The sequence below is a fragment of the Ginsengibacter hankyongi genome (assembly GCF_008710285.1).
GTDB lineage: Bacteria > Bacteroidota > Bacteroidia > Chitinophagales > Chitinophagaceae > Ginsengibacter > Ginsengibacter hankyongi.
On sequence record NZ_VYQF01000005.1, the window covers coordinates 195,709 to 215,330 of the forward strand.

The following is a 19,622-nucleotide window of genomic DNA, read 5'->3' on the forward strand; positions in this document are numbered from 1 at the left end:
GGTAGTTTTTAAAAACATCAAACATACATATAAACTAAGAATGATGATATTTTTCGTTACGAATAATAGTGCAGGCACGATACACTTGTTCAGAAAGTATAAGCCTTACAAGCTGGTGAGGGAAAACCAGTTTTGACAAACTCCATTTATAATCACATCTTTTTAATATAGTTTCATGGAGCCCATAAGCTCCACCAATCACAAAAATTAAATTCTTTGTACTGTTGTTTGCCCGTCGCTGAATAAATCCAGCGAGTTCTTCAGAGCTCCATTGTTTCCCATTTTCATCTAATGCAACCACCATATCATCTTTTTGAATGCTGCCAAGCAATTGGGATGATTCACTTTTTTTAATCTCATCCGTTGATGAACTTTTTGACGATGGAAAAATTTTCCATTCAACTGGGTAGTAATGTGAAATTCGTTTTGTAAATATTTCAATACCTTCTTTTACATAAGGTTCGTGGACTTTACCAACCGACCAAAAATAAATTTTCATAATTTTATTTAAATGCAAGATGCTAAATTATTTTACTGAACAAATAATTTATTATTTTTGCCGCCCATTGGCTGCGTAGCTCAACTGAATAGAGCATCTGACTACGGATCAGAAGGTTTTAGGTTTGAATCCTAACGCGGTCACTTATCTCGGTAAAACCCGCTCTGGTAGCGGGTTTTATTTTTGGTGGTGTCGTTTTGTTAAAATTCCAAAGCGGTCAGTGATTTTCAATTACATGGAGAGAGATTGATTTGATAACTCAGTCATTTTGATTATTCCGGCTATTCCATTGATTATCGCTATAACCTCCATTACCATCACGAGATTTTTGTGAATATTGATCACGATAGAATGGAACTTGGTAAAATAAATTTTTCTGTTTCTTATCTTTTATTAATCGCAAGGGTTTTAGATGTAAGCCCTAAGGAATTACTGCCGGACTGAATGAGAATGTTCAGGCATTTTCGTATACTTGCAGAACTTGTTGTTTAGTTAATTAATCCTTACCAATTCCTGTAAATTAAATTGGCTTTAGATAGCATCTGTGGAAGAATGAACTAAGTCGAATATTCTTTGAAGCTTTTCTTTTCTTTGGGTGTGTGGTGATGTATTTCCATAATGAATTTATTTGTCTATACCGTAGTTACCCACGATCAGTTTTTTTATATTGGCAGCTTTTTGCTCCAGTTGCAGGATGCGGCTTTCAATTAATTGACTTAGTGCCTTGATCTCACTCGCCGATATCAATATCCTGTTAATCGCAATGGGATCAACTGAGCCTAGGCGTAAGTTTGCATTTTGTTCAATGATGTTAGTTTCTGCATCTTTTACTTTATTGTAATCGCCTGCTCTCAGAATAAGTGGAATATCGTCCTGAAATTTATTTTTATACCCAAGTAAAGTTTGCTGCAAATAGTCATCGTATTCAACCTGCTTATAATAATTTTCAATACTGTCGGCTATCTGTATATTGCTTATAAGCCTTATTTCGCCGGCATTTGTTATTTGGTCGATAGTGCGGCCCGTTATGAATGACTTTATACCCTGTTGCCTGAACAGTCTTCGCATAAAAATGTATATAATACTAGCAGGCTTGATTGTATCAGCCTGGCTTAATAAAGATGGTAGTGAGTTTGCGGGCTGTATTTGTTCTGTTTCAATATTATTAATGAGTCCCGGTAAGTGCGATTCATCTGCTGAAAAATCTTTGTAAAAAGAAGCCATGTATTGGTACTCTTTATCTTTGTTCACAAAATGCTCCCGCAAGTTTTCAGCAAAAAAACCAAGTGTTACCGCAAGAAATATCATTATAAATTCTAAAAAATATTCTTTCCATTTTTTAGGTTTATGATGTAAGTCAGGATGATGATGTACTTCCATATTTTCAGATTGAGATTGTTCAATAGTTTGGTCCTGTGAAGCATTTTCATTCACATCTTCAGCATTATCATTGTTCTTTGGTGCATTGCCTAAATTCCGCTCTCCATTCATTCCTTTTGTATTGTGCTAATAAAAATGTATGATTTTATTTATACCGGTAGTTGAATCTCAAACTCTGTAAATTCACCTTCACTGGTATTTACCTTGATCTCACCACGATGCGCTTTAATGATATCGTAACTTAAACTTAAACCTAACCCTGTTCCTTCACCCGCTGGCTTTGTTGTAAAAAAAGGCTGAAAGATTTTATCTATTACTTTTTGTGGGATGCCATTACCATTATCCTTCACTGTTAGTATTACTTTATCGCCTTCCTTCTTTGTAGTTACGGAAATCGCGGGTTCATATCCGTTAGTCTGTTGTTTTGCTTTTTCATTAACTGCATAAAATGCATTGTTATATAAATTCAATAATACTCTTCCAATGTCTTGGGGAACGATGTCGATCTTTCGAATGCCATTATCAAAATCTGTTTTAAAGCCTGCGTTGAACGATTTATCCTTTGCTCTTAATCCATGATAACTTAATCGTAAATATTCATCAGCGAGTTCATTAATATCAGTTGGTTCTTCTATTCCACTGCTGTTACGGCTGTGTTGCAGCATGCCTTTAACAATGGCATCGGCTCTCTTACCATGATGATTAATTTTCTCCTCATTCGTAATTACATCGTTTGCAAGAGTATCCACTTCATCCATGTTTCCTTTTCTAATTTCATCTTTCATCTCCAACAGCAATTCTTTATTCACTTCAGAAAAGTTGTTGACGAAGTTTAACGGGTTTTGTATTTCATGGGCAATACCGGCCGTAAGTTCGCCAAGGGATGCCATCTTCTCACTTTGTATCAATTGTGATTGTGTTGCTTTTAGCTTTACCACAGTTTTCATTCAGGGTTTCAAAAGATTCGGCATTTTCTAAGGCAATAGCTGTATAGATGGCGATGTTGCGCAGCATAAATAGGTGATAATCCGAATAAGCATTTTGCCGGAAGCTTTGAACCGTGATTACTCCTATTCTCTCATCTTTTACAACCAACGGAAGATAGATAAGTGAAACAGGCTGTTTACCTTCATGGGGTGTCACGACTTCCTGTATATACAATTTGTGCTCATCGTCGATGTTACCCATTATAATTTCCCTGCCTTGTTTGAAGCATATTACAGCAAAGCGGGCTTCATCTTCAACTGAATTTGAATAAAAGGGAAGTGCCTCGCCATCTTCATAAGTAGCGGGAAAATCTATCCTTTTTAAAGCATCGTGGTAAATGCCAATGCCAAATACCGAAGCGTCCATTAAGGCGTTCACATTATCATACACCGTACTAATGATCTTTTCAACAGAAAGTGAAGATGTGATTTTACGGCCAATCTCACCTAATTTTTCGACATTGTTATAGGATTGTTCCAGGTTTTCTTTTTGTATAGATAGCTCATTAGCTTTATTATCAATTTCTTGTTTTTGTTGTTGAAGTAACACATTAGCTTTTCTTTTCTGCCTGTTGTTGCGGTACAAAAGAAAAGCTACAATAAGGAGGGCGCCGAGCCCGGTGATAAGACCATTCTGTTTTAGCCTTGCCCGCTCGTGCTGTCTTGCATCTTCTACCTGCCGTTGACGAATGCTTTCATCATACGTCATGTTTTGTATTTCGTTTGCTTTTTGTTGGCTGAACAAACTGTCTTTGGCAGCAATAGTAGCTGACAAATAACTGTAAGCACTATCTACGTTGCCTGCTAATTTATAGTATGCTGCTAAAAAGTTACTGGCAGCCAATGACTGACTCGTAAATCCCGCGTGTTGTGCAGTTGTAAAATCCAGCTTTGCATAATAAAGACTGGAGTCGATTTTATGTTGTTGAAGAAAAACTTTTGCAATGCCTAAGGCGGTTTCACATATTGCTTCCTGGTTGTTTAATGCGTTTAAAACGGGAAGAGCGGATTTGTAATAAATCATTGCACTGTCAATTTTCCCCAATTTCAAAAATATGTTGCCGAGGTTACTGAAGGCGATCGCTTTTGATGATTCGTTATTTTGTTTGGAAGCCATTTGATAACCAAGCATTGTGTACGCCATTGAAGAATCCAATTGATTTAATTTTTCATACGTGTCGCCAAGATTTAGAATAGTACTTAAAACATGCGTACTATCATTAATTTTGTGGTAAAGCGATAACGATTTATGTGAATAATCAACACTTCGCTTCATATCACCTTCGTAAAAGTAGATATCAGCAAGGTTGCTTAGAGAGACGGCCACATTAACGTCATCATGGGTATCTTCAGCAAGTTTTAGAATCTCTAAGCTAACTTTCAAGGCTCGTGGGTAGCTGCCTATATTTGCAAAAACGATTCCAGTGATCCTTAAACAGTAGATTTCTCCTCTTGTAAAATGTACCCTCCGAGCCAGTTCCAGTCCTTCATTCGCTATTGATAGCGATGTATCGGGCTTCGAATAAATATAAGTTCCTGCAAGCTGGAACATGAGCAGTACGCGGCTGGTATCGGGGTTTTCTATTGCCAGCAACTGTTTCAGGCTATCAGTCCTCCCGCTTTGTGCAAGTACGCTCAAACAACTGTAATAAAGCAACACTAACACAATAATTAATTTTCTCATGGCTAATTCGTATTGGTAATAGATAATAAATAAAGCTGTTTTGCCTTCCTGCTTAACTGCTTTTATCTCTCAGTTCCCTGGTTCAGACAACGAAGCAACAAAAATAACAAACTCAGTTACTTCTCTCTTCTTTCGAGTAGCCTCTTATTCCACACATGTGCTTTTCCAGTTCGCACCTCGATGTTAAACTCAGCCTTTCTTTCCCGATTGGTTTTTACATTAACGGGTTAGCAATTATAAATAATAGTACTTTTTGGAAATAGTCGTCTTCAGATGGGAGAATAAAAGTAGGGAGATTTAATGTGAAATCCATTTTACTGTTTAATAAGTTTTTATTTAAAGAGACATTTAAACCGAATTAAAGTCTATTTAGTGGTATGCATAATTCTAATTTTAAGTTCATGTGTTTTATCAAGAAAAGTGTGTTACACATAGTTGCCAGCCAGTACATCCCAACAATTGTTCAGAAGAGAATTGTTCAGAAACATTAAATTGCATAACTAAAACTTATTTATGAAAAAGATTATTATTGCGATTGCATTCATGTTTGGTTCAGTTAGTTTGCTGCATGCACAAGCTCCTACGCTGTAACAAAGCAAACGAAGAAGGAGAAGAAGGAAAAGACCACGTCGGTCTAAAGTAATGGGTTGAAAAAAGATGGTACTCCTGATATGCGTTTAAAAGCCAATAAAACAAAGGTTCAAACAACTACTTCTGTTCAACCTGCACCCAATGTACAAACCCAGGTAACTACACAAACAAAATCCCGTAAGCAGGTTCAACAGCCAAAGACTGTTCAACCACAGGTAACACAACAACGCACTCAAGTTTCAGCAACTACCACAAAAAGTGCTGATCAGGCCATAGGAACTGATGCTAAAGGAAGAACAATATACCAGGGCCCCAAAGGCGGAAAGTATTACATCAACAAAAATGGTAATAAGGAATATATAAAATAGTTTTCATATTTTGTTTCAGGTGGACGGGTTACTTTATAGTAACCCTTTTTATGTTTTTAAGCTAATTGCCAGCAGTATTCCGTCGGTTCTGATTTGAATCTTATAACACGGTGCATATTCGATGCTCTATGCAGCTGAATTTGAAGATATCCTAAAATGCTAAATTTCATTTTTCAGCCACCCCCCGGTAAAACCGGCAACATGCAGCCCTTTGATAATGTAGGGACACTCGCGCATGATCTTCCATATTAATCCAGTATGATAATTCTCGATCATAATAACAATCGGACCTTGGTTAAGGCCAAACCTCCATGGCGAAACCCAACCATTTGGATTTTTCGATTTTTCAGGGAAGGTGGGGTTAAAACTTGCGTCAAACCCATATAATCGGTGGTGCTTCAAATTTAATTTTTCAATGGCATGCCTAATCGTATCCAGCACTATTTCCGGTGCAAAAGGAAGAGATGCTACTACTCCCCAAGGTGAAACAGTCCCATCATCCGGTCCAAATGGGGCACCTCGGGCTATATAGCCATAGAATATTCTTTTTCTCCCGCCAATATCGATTGTTTTATTACCAGGGCCATCGCTTGCCGTTAGCCCCCAGCAATATTCTCCATAATGTTCAAATTTGTTTGGGTTTTCTATAGCATATCGCTGGTGAATGTGTGTTGCACTTTTACTATTTTCAAAATAATCAAAGCCAGCTTTTTTATTAAAGTCATCATGAATGCCTCGAAAATCAATCCACATGTGGGAAAATTGGTGAATAAATAACGGGCCTCCATATAAATATTCAAATTCATAAACCTTTTTCACCTCAAAGGTCTCAGTCCATTTCTTATAACTATCTGCCTTTATTGGATAGGTTGGCGAACCAAGCGCTAACACATATAATAAAAGTGCTTCGCTATAATTAGTATCCCATCTGTAAGGTAAAAACCCATCTTCAGGTGTCCATCCATGTGATAATGTTACCCCCTCATTTAACGCCCATTGCCAGTCGACACGGCTATAAAGTTGACTGGATAATTCCCTTATCTCTGTCTCATCTTTATTACCATCTTTAAAATAGGAAGCCGCGGATAAACCCCCCATTATAAAAAGGGCTGTATCAATGGTTGATAGTTCACATTTCCATGTCCTCTCACCGGTACCCGGTGTAAGAAAATGATAGTAAAAGCCCTTATATCCTGTAGCATCGGCTTCGGTACCTTGCCGGCTATTATAAAAGAACCTCAATATCTTTAGAACCCGTGTAGTCGCATCTTTTCGTGATAGAAATTTTTTTTCAACGCCTACAATATATGCACTTAGCCCCATCCCGACAGCAGCGATACTTGCGGGAGAGCCGGGTTGTGTTTTATCTTTAATTAAACCGGTAACAGGATCAACTTCGTTAAGAAAATAATCAAAAGTTTCCCTCTGCAGATCATTGAGCATTTCCTTATCCGTACCCAATGGTTTTATATTATCAGGGCCTATGTCTTTTGCGTTTGTCATTCGCTTTCAATGGTTACGAGAGCAGTCGCCTGTGGAACTAGTTCAATTTCCAGATAAATTGAATTGTTTTGGAATATAAACAAATGTGGTTCCTTTATCAGTGCTGACGCCGATTCCAAAGTAATTACCTGGTTAGAAGTAAGTGTACCGGGACTTCCCATTTCTATCCATGTTGCATACGCGTTTGCATGAGTATCGTCAATTCTTTGTATATACACATCCTTTACATTAGGCAAGTGGTCTATGGTAGTTTTAATTAATTCAGTTTTTATAGCATGGCGAGGTAATGCGGAGTTGGTAAGTAGTAACTGTACCAGCCCTTTTTTCTTAATTACCCAAGCATCAACTGTTGCATGATGCCCCTCCACAGGCAGGATATCCTCACCTAATTGATGTAATAGTTCATAAGCCCGGTAAGAAGGCTTGGGAATTCCGTAAATATTTAAAAGCCCAAAGCCACCGTGAAAGGGGATAGACGAAAAATAATTTTCTTCAAAAATATCAGAGAAAGTCCAATAACTGTATCCCTGTACCTGTCCCCGGGCTTCCATAATAGTTTTAGTTATAAAAGCAGCCGCATAGGGCATATCATGTAATTCATCAAACGGATTGGAAGAAGTACTCCATTCAGTATAATAAACCGGTTTGTCACCCGCTTTTACTTTTGTGGCTATTACTTCCTCTCTTAGGACACTTCGCCGGCTGGCTGCCAGTTGAGCTAGTGTATCATCACCAGGTTTACCGAATGCGTCTGTGGGGTAGTGATGGGTAGATATAAAATCGTAAGGCACCTGGTTCTTTTCACAATAATCCCTGAATTCTGTTATCCATGCATTTCCTGCAGTAGCCGGGCCACCAACTTTTAATGAAGCATCAACTGCTTTAATGGCTTTTGCCGCATACTGATACAGTAAAAAATAATCCTGTTGAGTTCCCGTCCAAAATGTAGAAAGATTTGGCTCGTTCCACACTTCAAAATACCACTCGCGCACGTTTTCTAAACCATACCTTGTAACCCAATGCTGAACAAGAAGGTTAATAAGGGTCTCCCATGCCGTAAAGTCACGTGGTGGTGTTATATTGCCTTTGTAATGAAAAACGGTATCAGCGCCGGATGAAAGGGTTAATGGCATAAATGAAAGCTCTGCAAACAGGCTCATACCTATAGAAAGGAGAAAATCACACACCTGATCTGTGTTATAAAAAGAATACACCAGTGTATCATTTTGATTTACCAGGGTTCCCATATTGTCTGAAAGAATGCCATGGAACCGAACATGTTTAAACCCGAGCTCTGTATGGCAGCGGCTTAATTGTTTCTGCCAGTCGGCCCGTAAAGCAAGAGTGGCATGTCCACTACCTATCGTGTGTTCCCAGAAATGAGGTAAGGCACTGCTAGCAGCCATTGTATTGCAAATAAAATCATCCTGCATCCAGTATAATTAAGAAATTATCAAACATAGCGAGATACATTGTTACATCAATAAATTAGAGGAATTAAATTGACGAAAAAACTGGTAATAACAGTCACGCTTACCCGATATGTTAACTTCAAAGTGGCTCTATTAAACCAGCAGTGAAATTAGAATTGAACTATATCTTTCTAAACTCTTTTGTATAATTTTTCAAGGCCCATAATGCATTTCCCGCTAACTACAGATAAATAATATCCTTTATTGCCTGTCACTCCAAAGTAATAAATTTCGTATCTATGTATTTAAGCGGGAAATGTGTTTTGCATTCCATGATTTAATTATAAAAAAATATAGTTTCCCCTTCAATCAAAAGTGATAAAAAGTGATGATTAAAACCATAATTTAATCCATCTTCTTCTTGACGCTGCGACCCACCTCTTGTGCTTTAGATTTCACTTTTTGTGCTACCTCTTTGGTTTTGTCAGCAATTTCATGGGAAGTATGCTCCGTCTTCTTTTCTGCTTTGTGAGCGTCTTTTTTAATTTGATCTTTTAGATTTGACATGTTATAAGTTTTAGTTTATAGCCTTAAAAATCATGCCATCCCACTTTAGATTTTATTATTCACTTAAAGTGGCAAGGAACAATTGAAAAGAGAGCGGGCAGGGGGAATGGATGGTTATTCTTAAGATGTAGTATAAATTGGCTTGTTATGATAGCATGAGCAGGATTCAACGCCTATATTAAATCATCATCCGAAAAACTGAAATACTTTTGATGAAATGTTATGATCAGTTGATCCTGAGCAGCAATATCGGGGATTTTGCCGCTTCTTTGATATGCAACATTTAACGGTATGTTAATATCGGTTATGCGGGTTTAAAAAGTAACTATATAATATTTAGAACCACAACGTAATAAAAACTAACGGTAATGGCTATTGTAAATTTAAATAGAGTAGCTTTTGGAAATAAAATAAAAAATTACACCGCCGGTTTGTAGAATACAGCGGTAACGGATATGATTATCTGTCCTATAACATTGATTATTTTAAAAATTAGAATATCAATAAAATTTATTTCAGTTAGTTAGATCAATTTTTATAAATTACGCTTCTTCTAAGAAAATATATTTTGAAATGAACCGACGCTCAACCTTAAAAACTTTACTGATAATTTCTACAGGCGCTGCTTTACTACCTTCATGTTTACCGGATGAAAAAAAATCTTCCATCTCTTTAAAGAATATTAAGATAAACGGAAAGGATGAAGAGCTGCTTTCGGATTTAAGTGAAACTATCATTCCAAAAACAAATACACCGGGAGCAAAAGATGTTTCTGCCCATCTTTTTACTTTAATGATGATTGACTATTGTTATGCTCCGGCCGACCAGGATAAGTTTGTAAAGGGATTAAAAGAATTTGAAGATTTTTCCAAAAAGAAGTTTGATAAGTCATTTTTAAGATGTTTTGCATCTGAAAGAGCAGAAATATTAAAATCGATAGAAAGCAAAAAAGATATTCCTGAGAATGTTGCCTTCTTTTATAACACAACGAAAAGGTTAGTGCTACAGGCATTTACTAAATCAAAATATTATTTAACCAAAGTACAGGTTTATGAACTCGTGCCCGGAAAATTCTACGGTTGCGTTCCTGTTAAAAAAGCAAGCTAATTAAAGATATGGGAGATACTAAACAAGCACGGACTTTTGATGCGATTGTAATCGGTTCAGGAATGAGCGGTGGATGGGCAGCAAAGGAATTTTGTGAAAAAGGATTAGAAACTTTGGTGTTGGAGAGAGGAAGAGATGTAAAGCACATAAAGGACTATCCAACTACAAATATGATGCCTTGGGAGTTTAAACACCGTGGAGAAATTCCCTACGATATACGCGAGGCCAATCCTGTAATCAGCAGGTGCTATGCTTTCCGTGAAGATGCCATGCATTTTTTTGTAAAAGATACTGAGCATCCATATATCCAGGATAAACCTTTTGACTGGATACGCGGATACCAGGTAGGTGGCAAATCTATTATGTGGGCCCGGCAAACACAACGATGGAGCGATTTTGATTTTGAAGGCCCCGCAAGAGATGGCTTTGCTGTTGATTGGCCGATACGCTATAAAGATATAGCGCCATGGTATAGCTATGTAGAAAAGTTTGCCGGCATATCCGGCAATAAAGATGGGCTTCCTAATCTGCCTGATGGAGAATTCTTACCGCCGCTGGAATTGACTTGCGTAGAAAATTATTTCAAAGAAATTGTTGCTAAAAATTTTAAGGGTAGAGATGTGATCTATGGCCGTTGTGCTCATTTAACAGAGCCAAAGCAAATACATATTGACCAGGGAAGGGGCCAATGCCAGAACAGGGATCTTTGCCAGCGAGGTTGTCCGTTCGGTGGATATTTTAATGCCAATGCTACCACCATACCGTGGGCTCTGAAAACAGGCAATATGACGCTGCGCCCTTTTTCGGTTGTGCATTCTATTATTTATGACGATGCTAAAGGAAAGGCAGTTGGAGTGCAGGTAATTGATGCGAATACAAAAGAATCAATCGAATATTATGCGCCGGTAATTTTTGTAAATGCAGGGGCATATAATACAAACCTTATTTTGCTGAATTCAAAATCAAAACGATTCCCTAACGGTTTGGGAAATGATAATGGAATTCTTGGCAAATATGCAGCTTTCCATAATTACAGGGCAGAAATCAGTGCAAAATATGATGGCTTCCCCGACACGACCAGCAAAGGTGGAAGAAGGCCAACAAGCGCCTACATGCCACGTTTCAGGAATTTATACAAACAGGAAACCGACTTTTTGCGTGGATACGCATTAACTTTTAGTGCCAGAAGATGGCCAAACAATGATACCAATGGATTTGGACAAAACCTTAAAGAGAATTTACTGGCAGAGCCTACACTAGGCCCCTGGTATGTTGGCTCACAAATGATGGGAGAAACCATTCCAAAAGAAACCAACTTCCTTAGTTTGGATGCCGATAAAAAAGATGACTGGGGAGTACCTTTATTAAAAATCAATATTGATTATGATGACAATGATGAAAAGATGATCAAAGATTTCTTTGAGCAGATGACGGAAATGTATACAAAGGCAGGCTTCACCGATATTAAAACATCAGACTCCAAACAAGCACCGGGATTGGATATTCATCATATGGGCGGCGTAAGAATGGGTAAAGATCCTAAAACTTCAATGCTTAATAAATGGCATCAGTTTCATAATTGTTCCAATGTTTTTGTAACTGATGGCGCGTGTATGACTTCCACATCTACGCAAAACCCATCGTTGACATTTATGGCAATGACGGCACGTGCAGCAAATTATGCAGTGGAACAATTGAAGAAAGGGGAAATATAAATTTCTTTGATTTCAATATTTTGATAATAAGGCAAACATCTAAAAAAGCCGGCGTTGAATATTGCCTGAACCATGAAGTATAGTAATCAAAACTTAATCTGAGAGTTATTAAATTTGATAACAAAATAAAACAGATTATGATGACAACAACCACAGAATATTAATTTTTACATAATCGCTCATCAGCTCATTGATCTGGTTATGCGTATAATCAACAAATTTTTTCCACTGATCAGGGTGTTTTGTAATAGAGTAATTGACATTGCGATCGACAGGAGGGAACCTTTTCCACCAATAACAATTGCTGTGCCAATCGGGTTTTGAAAAATAAGCGCCTACCCAAAAATTCTCTTTCCTAAAAGCATTAAAATTTCTTTGGTAACATTAGCGGATCTGATGAAAATGGACAGTCCATATCTGTGATTTTATAGTCGGTGTATTTACTGTAGAACATACAAAAACCTCCGTGATGTTTGTAATAAAAATGACATATTTCATTCCAGCGTCTTTGGCTGCAGCCGTCCCCTTATCAGGGTCAAATTTTGTGGGATTAAAAGTTTTTAATCAAAATAATCTTCAGCGCCCTTTTGCACTCTCGCTCCCGTAGCCCATTCCTACGTCCTCGGGGCAAATGCTCCAGCTTTCCACAATGCTTTTCTGACTGTAATCTCCCCAATGCATTAATAACCCAAATTTCAAGTCCTACCACTGCTCCAATTTTTTTTGAATTAAAGTATCGGGATCGGGATAATACAGAAAAAAAAGCCAATCTTCAAAAATGGTTTTTTAATTCTCATGTTGCGATTTTTATTTGTTTTGCAATAGCCTTTTAATCTTCATGAAATACTTCTTCCATACTGCTCCAAATCTGTTTTTTCGAAGCGGCATCTGGTAAAGGTTGCTGACATGGATCGGTTTCTTTCCACCAGCGTTGAGTAGCGCTGTCTGCAGCCATTTTTTTCATATCCTTATCAAAGTCGTTTCCTGTGTATTCAAAATAACTAAACAATAGCAATTCACCATTTATTTTTTTCAGGAAGATAGAATAGTTTTGAATGTTACATTCTGTAATTTTTTTCTGCACTTCGGGCCAAACGGCAGCGTGTAATTTTTTATAATATTCCATTTTCTCAGGCCTCAATCCCGTGACCATGCCAAATCGTAAAACGTGTTTATTTGTTTGTTTACTGGCAGATGTCGATTCGGTTTTTTGATTTTGTTTACATGCAGAAAGACTTAGCATTGCTGCAAAACAGAGGATTAAAATTTTTTTAAAAGACATTTTTTATTTGTTTTGATTAATGAAAAATGCTGTATAACACTACCATCACCAATAATAGAAGCGCTGATAAAAATTTATAATTACCGACACCCTTCCAGCCTTTATCCTGTAAAGGTTCCCATGGCGATTTCCAATAGAGCGTATTACTTTCAGCCGTATGATGTACCGGAAAATAATACGAGAAGGAAATCTGCATAATGCCACATGCAATGAATAAATAAAAAGCCATCATCATAGATGGTATTTGACCGATTACCGAATCCGGAAATATTTTATTGATAACAAAAACTCCTGCTCCCAGTGCGGAGCCCAGCCACAAAGTATATTGCGCAGATTTGGCGGAAGCCTTTTTCCAAAATATGCCCAGTAAAAAAACTGTTGAGATAGGTGGCGCAATGTGTGCAATTATATCGTTAATACCATTGAATAAACTTTCATACTGGTCAATTAGCGGTAATAATCCAAGAGAAAAAACAAGCGCGGCTACTGCTGATATTCTCCCTGCTTTTACTAACTGCTTATCGTTTGTTTGCGGCTTGTGGCGCTTATACAAATCATAACTTACCAATGTGGCAATCGAATTTAAAGCGCCGGAGATCTGGCTCATCAGCCCTGATAATAAAGCGGCAACTAAAATTCCCACAAGACCGGTGGGTACCAACTCTGTAATCATTAAGGTATAAATTCCCTTTGTATCCGTAACCATTTTTCCGGTTGCATCAAGGTGTTGTACGGAATGAATATCAAACAATCCTTTTTGCGCAAGCACGTAAGCCATCAGGCCGGGCAACACAAAAATGAATACGGGCAATATTTTAATAAAGCCGCAAAATAAAGCGCCACTCCTTGCCTGGTTGGTATCTTTGGCTCCCAGAACTCTTTGGACAATAGTTTGATCGGCACACCAATACCATATTCCCAAAACAGGGTATCCTAAAAACACCGCCATCCACGACATGCCGCTTTTATCGCCCATTGGCCGCAGCATTGAAACTTTATCCATATGTCCAGTAGTATGAAGTAGATTGGTAATGCCATGCCAGCCACCAACTTTATTATAACATATTGCCGTGATAATAATTGCCCCGGTCAACAACACAATTGTTTGAATAGATTCTGTTACCACCACCGCCCTCAATCCGCCAATGATGGTGTATAGCCCTGTTAACAGAGCAATAACAGTTATACTAACGTACATGTTTACCCCAAATAAAGTTTTCAAAACAATGCCGCCAGCTAAAAATGAAAAAGCAATGTGTATGATAATTGCTGACAATATAGAAATGATGGCCAGCCAGTCGCGGCAGGCTTTGTTGTATCGCTTCTCCAGGAAATCCGGCAGCGTAGCAACTTTTGATTTCATATAAAAAGGCACAAAAAATAATGCCAGCAAAATCAATGTGAAGGCTGCCATCCATTCAAAATTGCCATTGAGCAAGCCGGTATCAAAGCCAGACTGGGCAAGGCTCACCAAATGAAGGCAGGAAATATTGGTAGCAAATAAGGCAAGACCAATCATCGGCCATTTCAACGTTTTACCGGCCAAAAAATAATCGTTTGATTCATTGCCTGCAATCTTTTTCTTCTTTCTTAATCCGGCCCAAAGGCCTATGGCAACAATACCGGTGATATACAAAACACTAATCGTTATATCTATTCTTTTTATCATCGGTTTTAATCAGATTAAATCTTTAAATCGCAACTGCTACCAGTTTCCTGCGGTGTTTTATAAACACCATTTTCTATTATTGCCGGGTGAACAAAATGTTTTTGAAGATGAGGAATGTGTTCAAGAAACAATGCTTCATGGCCAAGGGAAATATGATTGAACAAAACTAAGTGTTGATGCAGTTGCCCCATATCACCTACATGCGGCACCACGGGTATTCCAAATTTTTTGCACAAAAGGCTAACCGTTATAAATTCACTTACACCACCAACACGCACTGCATCCACTTGTATAAAATCAGCGCACTTGGCTTGTAAATAATTTTTAAAAATTATCCTGTTGGGTACATGCTCGCCAAGGGCTAATTTAGTTGGTGCAATTGCATTGGCTAATGTTTTATGCGCCAGCACATCATCGGGATGAGTGGGCTCTTCAATCCAATAAGGATTGATTGATTGCAGTTGTTTACAAATTTTTATCGCTTGTGGTAATGTCCATTGCTGATTGGCGTCTAACATCACTTTCACTTTTTCACCTGCTGTTTCCCGAACAATATTGGCCCTACGGATATCTCTTTCACTGTCCGTTGAACCAACCTTTAATTTCATGGCAGTAAATCCTTCTGCCACAGCTTTCTTACAATTTTCTCTCACCTTTTCATCCGGATAATTAAACCAGCCAATAGAAGTATCATAGCCAGTATAACCCGTCTCGATAATCTTTTCTCTTTCTTTTTTCCCCGCTATTTGCGATTGCATCAATTGCAAAGCCTGCTCTCTACTTAGTTCATCTTCCAAATAAGAAAGGTCTAAAGTGTTTAAGATCTGTTCGGGACTTAGATCAATTAAAAGTTTCCAAAGCGGCAACTTTCTTTTTTTTGCCCACAGATCATAACAGGCATTGGTAACCGAAGCAAGCCCGAGATGCACTACTCCTTTATGTGGGCCCAGCCAGCGAAATTGCTGTTCGTTGGAAAGATCATTAAATACTTTTCCAAAATTTGCCATCAATTCTTCTATGTCTTTTCCAATTAGTTTGTTGGCATAAAATTGTGCAGCCTTACATACCAAGTCGTTTCCTTCACCCAATGTAAAAGCAAAGCCAGAACCCATTATGTCGCTATCATCCACCAGCTTCGTTACCGCATAAGAATAAGTTGGATCTTTATGAATAGCATCACTTCCTGCGCCATTTTCAAGGGCGAACCTTGCATCGTCAATTAGAATTTTTGTTATCATAAATTTGCTATCACAAAAAGAAATGTAGCCACTATTATTTCTATAAGAATATTGGTGCGCAAAGAATTTTTCTAATTCGTCTTCGACGAATTTTATTTTTACCACCAAGGCACAAAGAACACAAAGGATTTTTTTTCTTCGAAAAAAATAAAAAAAAGAAATTTTCTTTGTGTCCTTGCTTTCTTTGAGTAACTATCGCTGTCTCAAAGTAAAACATGACATCAATTCTTATTCATCGTAATCACCGGAATATTTTCAGCATTGCTATTCAAATCAAATTCAATCACAGAATCATTTTCATCGGGAAGCTGCGCCGGCAGACTGATAAGAACATCGCCATTAGCTTCCTGTGTGTAAGAAACTTTAGCGCCTCCGATAAAATGTGCCTGAAGAAATTTTACGCCGGTCAATCTGGGCAATCGCAACGACCTTAATTTGTCAGAGAATACATGTATAAACATCTTGTTGCCTATTCGTGTGGTACCGAATGTATCATTAGGTGTATAAGGGCCACCTTTTGCATTATAAATACTTTCTCCATAAATTTTTAACCAATCGCCCATTTCTTTCAATCGCAGTATCTGCCTTTCTTCCATGCGACCGTCGAGCATAGGGCCTACATTAAATAAAAGATTCCCATTGCCGCCGGAAGTCTTGGCTAATGTCTGAATACACTCTTTCAGCGATTTCATTGTATCATTCGGTTTCCATGACCACTGCTGGCAAATAGTCATGCAGGTTTCCCAGGGATCTTTCATATTTAATGCGCCAATCTTTTGTTCGGGCGTAGCATAATCGCCCACAGATGTTGAAGTCATTTCTGTATGATCACCTTTGCCTAACCTGTTATTGATAATGACGTCCGGATCCAAACTTTTTAAATAGTTATACATCTCCACAGCATATTCCTGCGTCCAGGGTTTTTCCCAATCGCCATCAAACCAAAGCATGTAAGGATGATAGCGGGTTATCAACTCTTTTAATTCACCCTTCATAGTGGTATTTACAAATTTATTCATATCGGCCTTGGGGTCAATTTCTTTCTGGCCGGGCAAATGATTGGGATAATTGGGATCGTACCAATCAAGCACCGTAAAATAAATACAAAATCTAATGCCTTGTTTTTTACATGCTTTGGCCAATTCACCTACAATATCTTTTTTGTATTGAGAGTGCATGATGTTATGTTCGGTAAAGGCAGTTGGCCAAAGGCAAAAGCCATCGTGATGTTTAGCAGTGATGGTCAGGTATTTCATGCCGGCATCTTTCGCGGTTTTTACCCATTTATCCGCATCAAATAAAACCGGGTCAAATTCTTTATATAGATTATCATATTCTTCCACAGGCACCTCGTTTCCTCTTGACCAGCCTATTTCTGTGCCTCTAAGCGTTACCGGCCCCCAGTGAATGAACATACCAAAACGCAAGTCCATAAAGCCGTCCATAATTTTTTTATTGGTTTTAATATTGGCAGCTACTTCCGGTGTTGACTGGGCCGGGAGCAGTGCAGGCAAAAAGAAAAAGCTAATGAACAGTAAACAAAGTTTTTTCATGTTTTCTTATTTTTATTTATCAGATGGAATTCCATGATTCCTATTTATAGTTTTATCTCCGCCGGAATGATATTCACTATTTACATTTCTATAACCCAACTCGGCGCCGCCACTTACGGGCATAATACAGCCTGTGATAAAACGGGCTTTATCAGAAAGTAGAAAAACACACACATCCGCCACCACATCTCCATTGGGGCAATATCCCAAAGGATGTATGCCATTGAGGTAGGCTTCCATATTTACATCACCCAGCTGCTCCGCGTTCCATTTTCTTAAAGTGTGTGTCCACACGCCTGCGGGGCTTACTGCATTTACTCTTATTTTATATTTTGCGTAATCCAATGCCATAGATTTGGTTAGGGCATTAATGCCACCTTTCGTTGCAGTATAAGCAGCATGCATTTCCTGACCTATTTCTCCAACGAGGCTGCTGGTATTTAAGATACATCCCTGTGAACTTTGCAATGATTCAAATCCATATTTTATGGTATGATATACGCCCCTCAGATTTACATTCATTAAATTATTCCATTCTTCATCTGTAGTTTGATGCAACGGTTTTGATGGTGTAGCAATGCCAGCGTTGTTGTGGATGGCATCTATCTTTCCGTAAACCTCTAATGTTTTTTCAATAGCCGATTTTACGGCAGAACCTACCGAAACATCACAATGAATACCCAAGTGATTTTGACCTAATTCATTTATCACTTCATTTATTCGGATTTCGTCTAATGCGGCAATTACTACCTTAGCGCCTTCGGCTGCATAAGCTTTCGCACATTCGTAACCGATGCCTTCGGAGCCACCGGTAAGAAAAATTATTTTGTCTTTTAATAATTCCACAATGAAATAAACTTTTGATAAAACAGGCCTGATAAGATTTTATAAAAGTACGTGCCTCCTGTCTCTTAAACCATAGAATATGCAATTATAACTATGGACTATCCGATGATTTTCATAATGATTTTTATTCAGGTTATTGTTATCTTGCTTTAAGCAATAGAAAGATTTTTTAAACAGAAGAAAATGGCTGAGAAGAAAATAAAGGACGGATTTTTTGGAGAAAAACAAATCAATATTCCGCGGGGGGTGGTTATCAACAGGTTGAGTAAACAACAATTTGTTGACAGCCTATTTATAACCCATATTGGTTATTTTCCGAAAGCAAAGTTTCATTATCGCGAACGGCAATATGGTTGTCCTGATAATATACTGATCTATTGTGTGGAAGGAAGGGGCCACTACCAAACAGTCGCTAAGAGCTACACATTAAATGCAAATCAATTTATGATTTTGCCACCAGGCAAATTTCATATCTACCAGGCAGACCTGCATAATCCGTGGAGTATATACTGGATACATTTCAGCGGGCACAAGGTGAAACAACTGAATCATTGGATGAAGACTGAAGACTACGAGCAGCCTACAGATATTGATTACAATAAAAAAATTATTGAGCAATGGTTCGAAATATATAATGCACTTGCTTCAGGATATTCTGATAATAATCTTGCTTTTGCAAATCTTTGTCTCTATAGATTTCTGACTTTCTTTCTTTGCCAACCCGATTTTATTGCAGCCAATTTGCAACGTGATCCGATTGGAGAATCCATAGCATATATGAGAGCTAATATTGATAAAATATTCTCAGTAAATGATTTTGCAAAACATCTGAGTCTTTCAGGTTCACATTATTCAAGCTTGTTTAGAAGCAAGATCGGATTGTCTCCTATTGATTATTTTATTAAATTAAAAATTCATTATGCCTGCCAGTTGCTAAGCCAGACTGATTTTAAAATCAATCTGATTGCGGAAAAGATTGGTTACGATGATTCATTTTATTTTTCACGACTTTTTAAAAAAATAAATGGAAAATCGCCAAAAGCATACCGGCAGGCGATGATCGAAAAAAAAGCGTCGCTGCAACCGGCTATCAAATTCAGAAAAAAAGATTGATTTCTTTTATTGCTGAACAGCAAAAAGAAAATCTTCAATAAAAGTTTATTTACTGATAAGAAAACATCAAAATAAGTCAAGATTGCAATAGTTACTTAGCCTGAAAGAA

16 protein-coding genes, 1 tRNA gene and 1 pseudogene are annotated in these 19,622 nt (G+C 37.8%); 5 read left to right on the forward strand and 13 right to left on the reverse strand.

Annotated elements, in window-relative coordinates; all coding sequences use genetic code 11:
* Nucleotides 1–34: 34 nt before the first annotated feature.
* On the reverse strand, nucleotides 35–499 hold the full coding sequence (locus tag FW778_RS16780; protein ID WP_150415978.1) for a 23S rRNA (pseudouridine(1915)-N(3))-methyltransferase RlmH: 465 nt from the start codon (nucleotides 497–499) through the stop codon (nucleotides 35–37).
* A gap of 69 nt (nucleotides 500–568) precedes the next feature.
* Here FW778_RS16780 and FW778_RS16785 point away from each other — a divergent pair.
* Nucleotides 569–642 (forward strand) — tRNA-Arg (locus tag FW778_RS16785).
* Nucleotides 643–1,123: 481 nt separating this feature from the next.
* On the opposite strand, the gene FW778_RS16790 is transcribed toward FW778_RS16785, so the two are convergent.
* Genes FW778_RS16790 through FW778_RS16800 form a run of 3 tightly spaced genes read right to left on the reverse strand, consistent with a single transcriptional unit; the run spans nucleotide 1,124 to nucleotide 4,549 of the window.
* Nucleotides 1,124–1,990, reverse strand: a complete 867-nt coding sequence (locus tag FW778_RS16790) for a hypothetical protein (RefSeq protein ID WP_150415979.1) — start codon at nucleotides 1,988–1,990, stop codon at nucleotides 1,124–1,126.
* Between the two features lie 38 nt (nucleotides 1,991–2,028).
* The gene (locus FW778_RS16795) at nucleotides 2,029–2,826 is read right to left on the reverse strand and encodes a sensor histidine kinase (protein ID WP_150415980.1); all 798 of its coding nucleotides are present in this window, start codon (nucleotides 2,824–2,826) and stop codon (nucleotides 2,029–2,031) included.
* Entirely contained in the window at nucleotides 2,774–4,549 is a 1,776-nt protein-coding gene (locus FW778_RS16800) for a tetratricopeptide repeat protein (RefSeq protein WP_150415981.1), read from the reverse strand. Before FW778_RS16800 ends, FW778_RS16795 begins: the two co-directional genes overlap by 53 nt.
* Before the next feature lie 647 nt (nucleotides 4,550–5,196).
* Between FW778_RS16800 and FW778_RS16805 the strand changes: the two genes are divergently transcribed.
* Entirely contained in the window at nucleotides 5,197–5,508 is a 312-nt protein-coding gene (locus FW778_RS16805; RefSeq protein WP_202552309.1) for a hypothetical protein, read from the forward strand.
* A gap of 159 nt (nucleotides 5,509–5,667) precedes the next feature.
* Here FW778_RS16805 and FW778_RS16810 read toward each other — a convergent pair whose 3' ends face one another.
* From FW778_RS16810 to FW778_RS23215, 3 genes are all read right to left on the reverse strand, one after another.
* Complete coding sequence (locus FW778_RS16810) at nucleotides 5,668–7,011, reverse strand: glucoamylase family protein (RefSeq protein ID WP_150415982.1); 1,344 nt, start codon at nucleotides 7,009–7,011, stop codon at nucleotides 5,668–5,670.
* Nucleotides 7,008–8,417 (reverse strand): GH39 family glycosyl hydrolase, encoded by a 1,410-nt coding sequence (locus FW778_RS16815; RefSeq protein WP_202552310.1) that lies wholly within the window; start codon nucleotides 8,415–8,417, stop codon nucleotides 7,008–7,010. Before FW778_RS16815 ends, FW778_RS16810 begins: the two co-directional genes overlap by 4 nt.
* Nucleotides 8,418–8,828: 411 nt before the next feature.
* Complete coding sequence (locus tag FW778_RS23215) at nucleotides 8,829–8,990, reverse strand: hypothetical protein (RefSeq protein ID WP_202552311.1); 162 nt, start codon at nucleotides 8,988–8,990, stop codon at nucleotides 8,829–8,831.
* A 573-nt stretch (nucleotides 8,991–9,563) separates the two neighbouring features.
* On the opposite strand from FW778_RS23215, the gene FW778_RS16820 reads away from it, so the two are divergent.
* Nucleotides 9,564–10,097, forward strand: a complete 534-nt coding sequence (locus FW778_RS16820) for a gluconate 2-dehydrogenase subunit 3 family protein (RefSeq protein WP_150415984.1) — start codon at nucleotides 9,564–9,566, stop codon at nucleotides 10,095–10,097.
* A gap of 8 nt (nucleotides 10,098–10,105) precedes the next feature.
* Entirely contained in the window at nucleotides 10,106–11,812 is a 1,707-nt protein-coding gene (locus tag FW778_RS16825) for a GMC oxidoreductase (protein ID WP_150415985.1), read from the forward strand.
* Between the two features lie 135 nt (nucleotides 11,813–11,947).
* On the opposite strand, the pseudogene FW778_RS23760 reads toward FW778_RS16825, so the two are convergent.
* From FW778_RS23760 to FW778_RS16855, 6 genes and pseudogenes are all read right to left on the reverse strand, one after another.
* A pseudogene (locus FW778_RS23760) lies at nucleotides 11,948–12,361 on the reverse strand (alpha-L-fucosidase); the annotation flags it as partial.
* A 280-nt stretch (nucleotides 12,362–12,641) separates the two neighbouring features.
* Nucleotides 12,642–13,094 carry an L-rhamnose mutarotase gene (locus FW778_RS16835; protein ID WP_235906358.1) on the reverse strand — a complete coding sequence of 151 codons (453 nt, stop codon included), beginning with the start codon at nucleotides 13,092–13,094 and terminating at the stop codon, nucleotides 12,642–12,644.
* A gap of 16 nt (nucleotides 13,095–13,110) precedes the next feature.
* Nucleotides 13,111–14,763, reverse strand: coding sequence for a sodium:solute symporter (locus FW778_RS16840; RefSeq protein ID WP_150415986.1), 1,653 nt, complete (start codon nucleotides 14,761–14,763; stop codon nucleotides 13,111–13,113).
* A gap of 14 nt (nucleotides 14,764–14,777) precedes the next feature.
* Entirely contained in the window at nucleotides 14,778–16,001 is a 1,224-nt protein-coding gene (locus tag FW778_RS16845) for an enolase C-terminal domain-like protein (protein WP_150415987.1), read from the reverse strand.
* 221 nt (nucleotides 16,002–16,222) lie between these two features.
* A complete protein-coding gene (locus tag FW778_RS16850) occupies nucleotides 16,223–17,554 on the reverse strand; it encodes an alpha-L-fucosidase (protein WP_150415988.1) in 1,332 nt (443 codons plus the stop codon).
* Between the two features lie 12 nt (nucleotides 17,555–17,566).
* Nucleotides 17,567–18,400 carry an SDR family NAD(P)-dependent oxidoreductase gene (locus FW778_RS16855; protein ID WP_150415989.1) on the reverse strand — a complete coding sequence of 278 codons (834 nt, stop codon included), beginning with the start codon at nucleotides 18,398–18,400 and terminating at the stop codon, nucleotides 17,567–17,569.
* Between the two features lie 183 nt (nucleotides 18,401–18,583).
* Between FW778_RS16855 and FW778_RS16860 the strand changes: the two genes are divergently transcribed.
* Nucleotides 18,584–19,513: an AraC family transcriptional regulator gene (locus FW778_RS16860; RefSeq protein WP_150415990.1), complete on the forward strand. Its 930-nt coding sequence runs from the start codon at nucleotides 18,584–18,586 to the stop codon at nucleotides 19,511–19,513.
* Nucleotides 19,514–19,622: the final 109 nt, after the last annotated feature.

Coding starts and splice junctions, on each gene's coding strand:
- FW778_RS16815 (WP_202552310.1), bottom strand. CDS start 8,417: ATGGCTGCTAGCAGTGCCTTACCTCATTTCTGGGAACACACGATAGGT.
- FW778_RS16800 (WP_150415981.1), bottom strand. CDS start 4,549: ATGAGAAAATTAATTATTGTGTTAGTGTTGCTTTATTACAGTTGTTTG.
- FW778_RS16780 (WP_150415978.1), bottom strand. CDS start 499: ATGAAAATTTATTTTTGGTCGGTTGGTAAAGTCCACGAACCTTATGTA.
- FW778_RS16820 (WP_150415984.1), top strand. CDS start 9,564: ATGAACCGACGCTCAACCTTAAAAACTTTACTGATAATTTCTACAGGC.
- FW778_RS16825 (WP_150415985.1), top strand. CDS start 10,106: ATGGGAGATACTAAACAAGCACGGACTTTTGATGCGATTGTAATCGGT.
- FW778_RS23215 (WP_202552311.1), bottom strand. CDS start 8,990: ATGTCAAATCTAAAAGATCAAATTAAAAAAGACGCTCACAAAGCAGAA.
- FW778_RS16810 (WP_150415982.1), bottom strand. CDS start 7,011: ATGACAAACGCAAAAGACATAGGCCCTGATAATATAAAACCATTGGGT.
- FW778_RS16840 (WP_150415986.1), bottom strand. CDS start 14,763: ATGATAAAAAGAATAGATATAACGATTAGTGTTTTGTATATCACCGGT.
- FW778_RS16795 (WP_150415980.1), bottom strand. CDS start 2,826: ATGAAAACTGTGGTAAAGCTAAAAGCAACACAATCACAATTGATACAA.
- FW778_RS16860 (WP_150415990.1), top strand. CDS start 18,584: ATGGCTGAGAAGAAAATAAAGGACGGATTTTTTGGAGAAAAACAAATC.
- FW778_RS16850 (WP_150415988.1), bottom strand. CDS start 17,554: ATGAAAAAACTTTGTTTACTGTTCATTAGCTTTTTCTTTTTGCCTGCA.
- FW778_RS16845 (WP_150415987.1), bottom strand. CDS start 16,001: ATGATAACAAAAATTCTAATTGACGATGCAAGGTTCGCCCTTGAAAAT.
- FW778_RS16835 (WP_235906358.1), bottom strand. CDS start 13,094: ATGTCTTTTAAAAAAATTTTAATCCTCTGTTTTGCAGCAATGCTAAGT.
- FW778_RS16790 (WP_150415979.1), bottom strand. CDS start 1,990: ATGAATGGAGAGCGGAATTTAGGCAATGCACCAAAGAACAATGATAAT.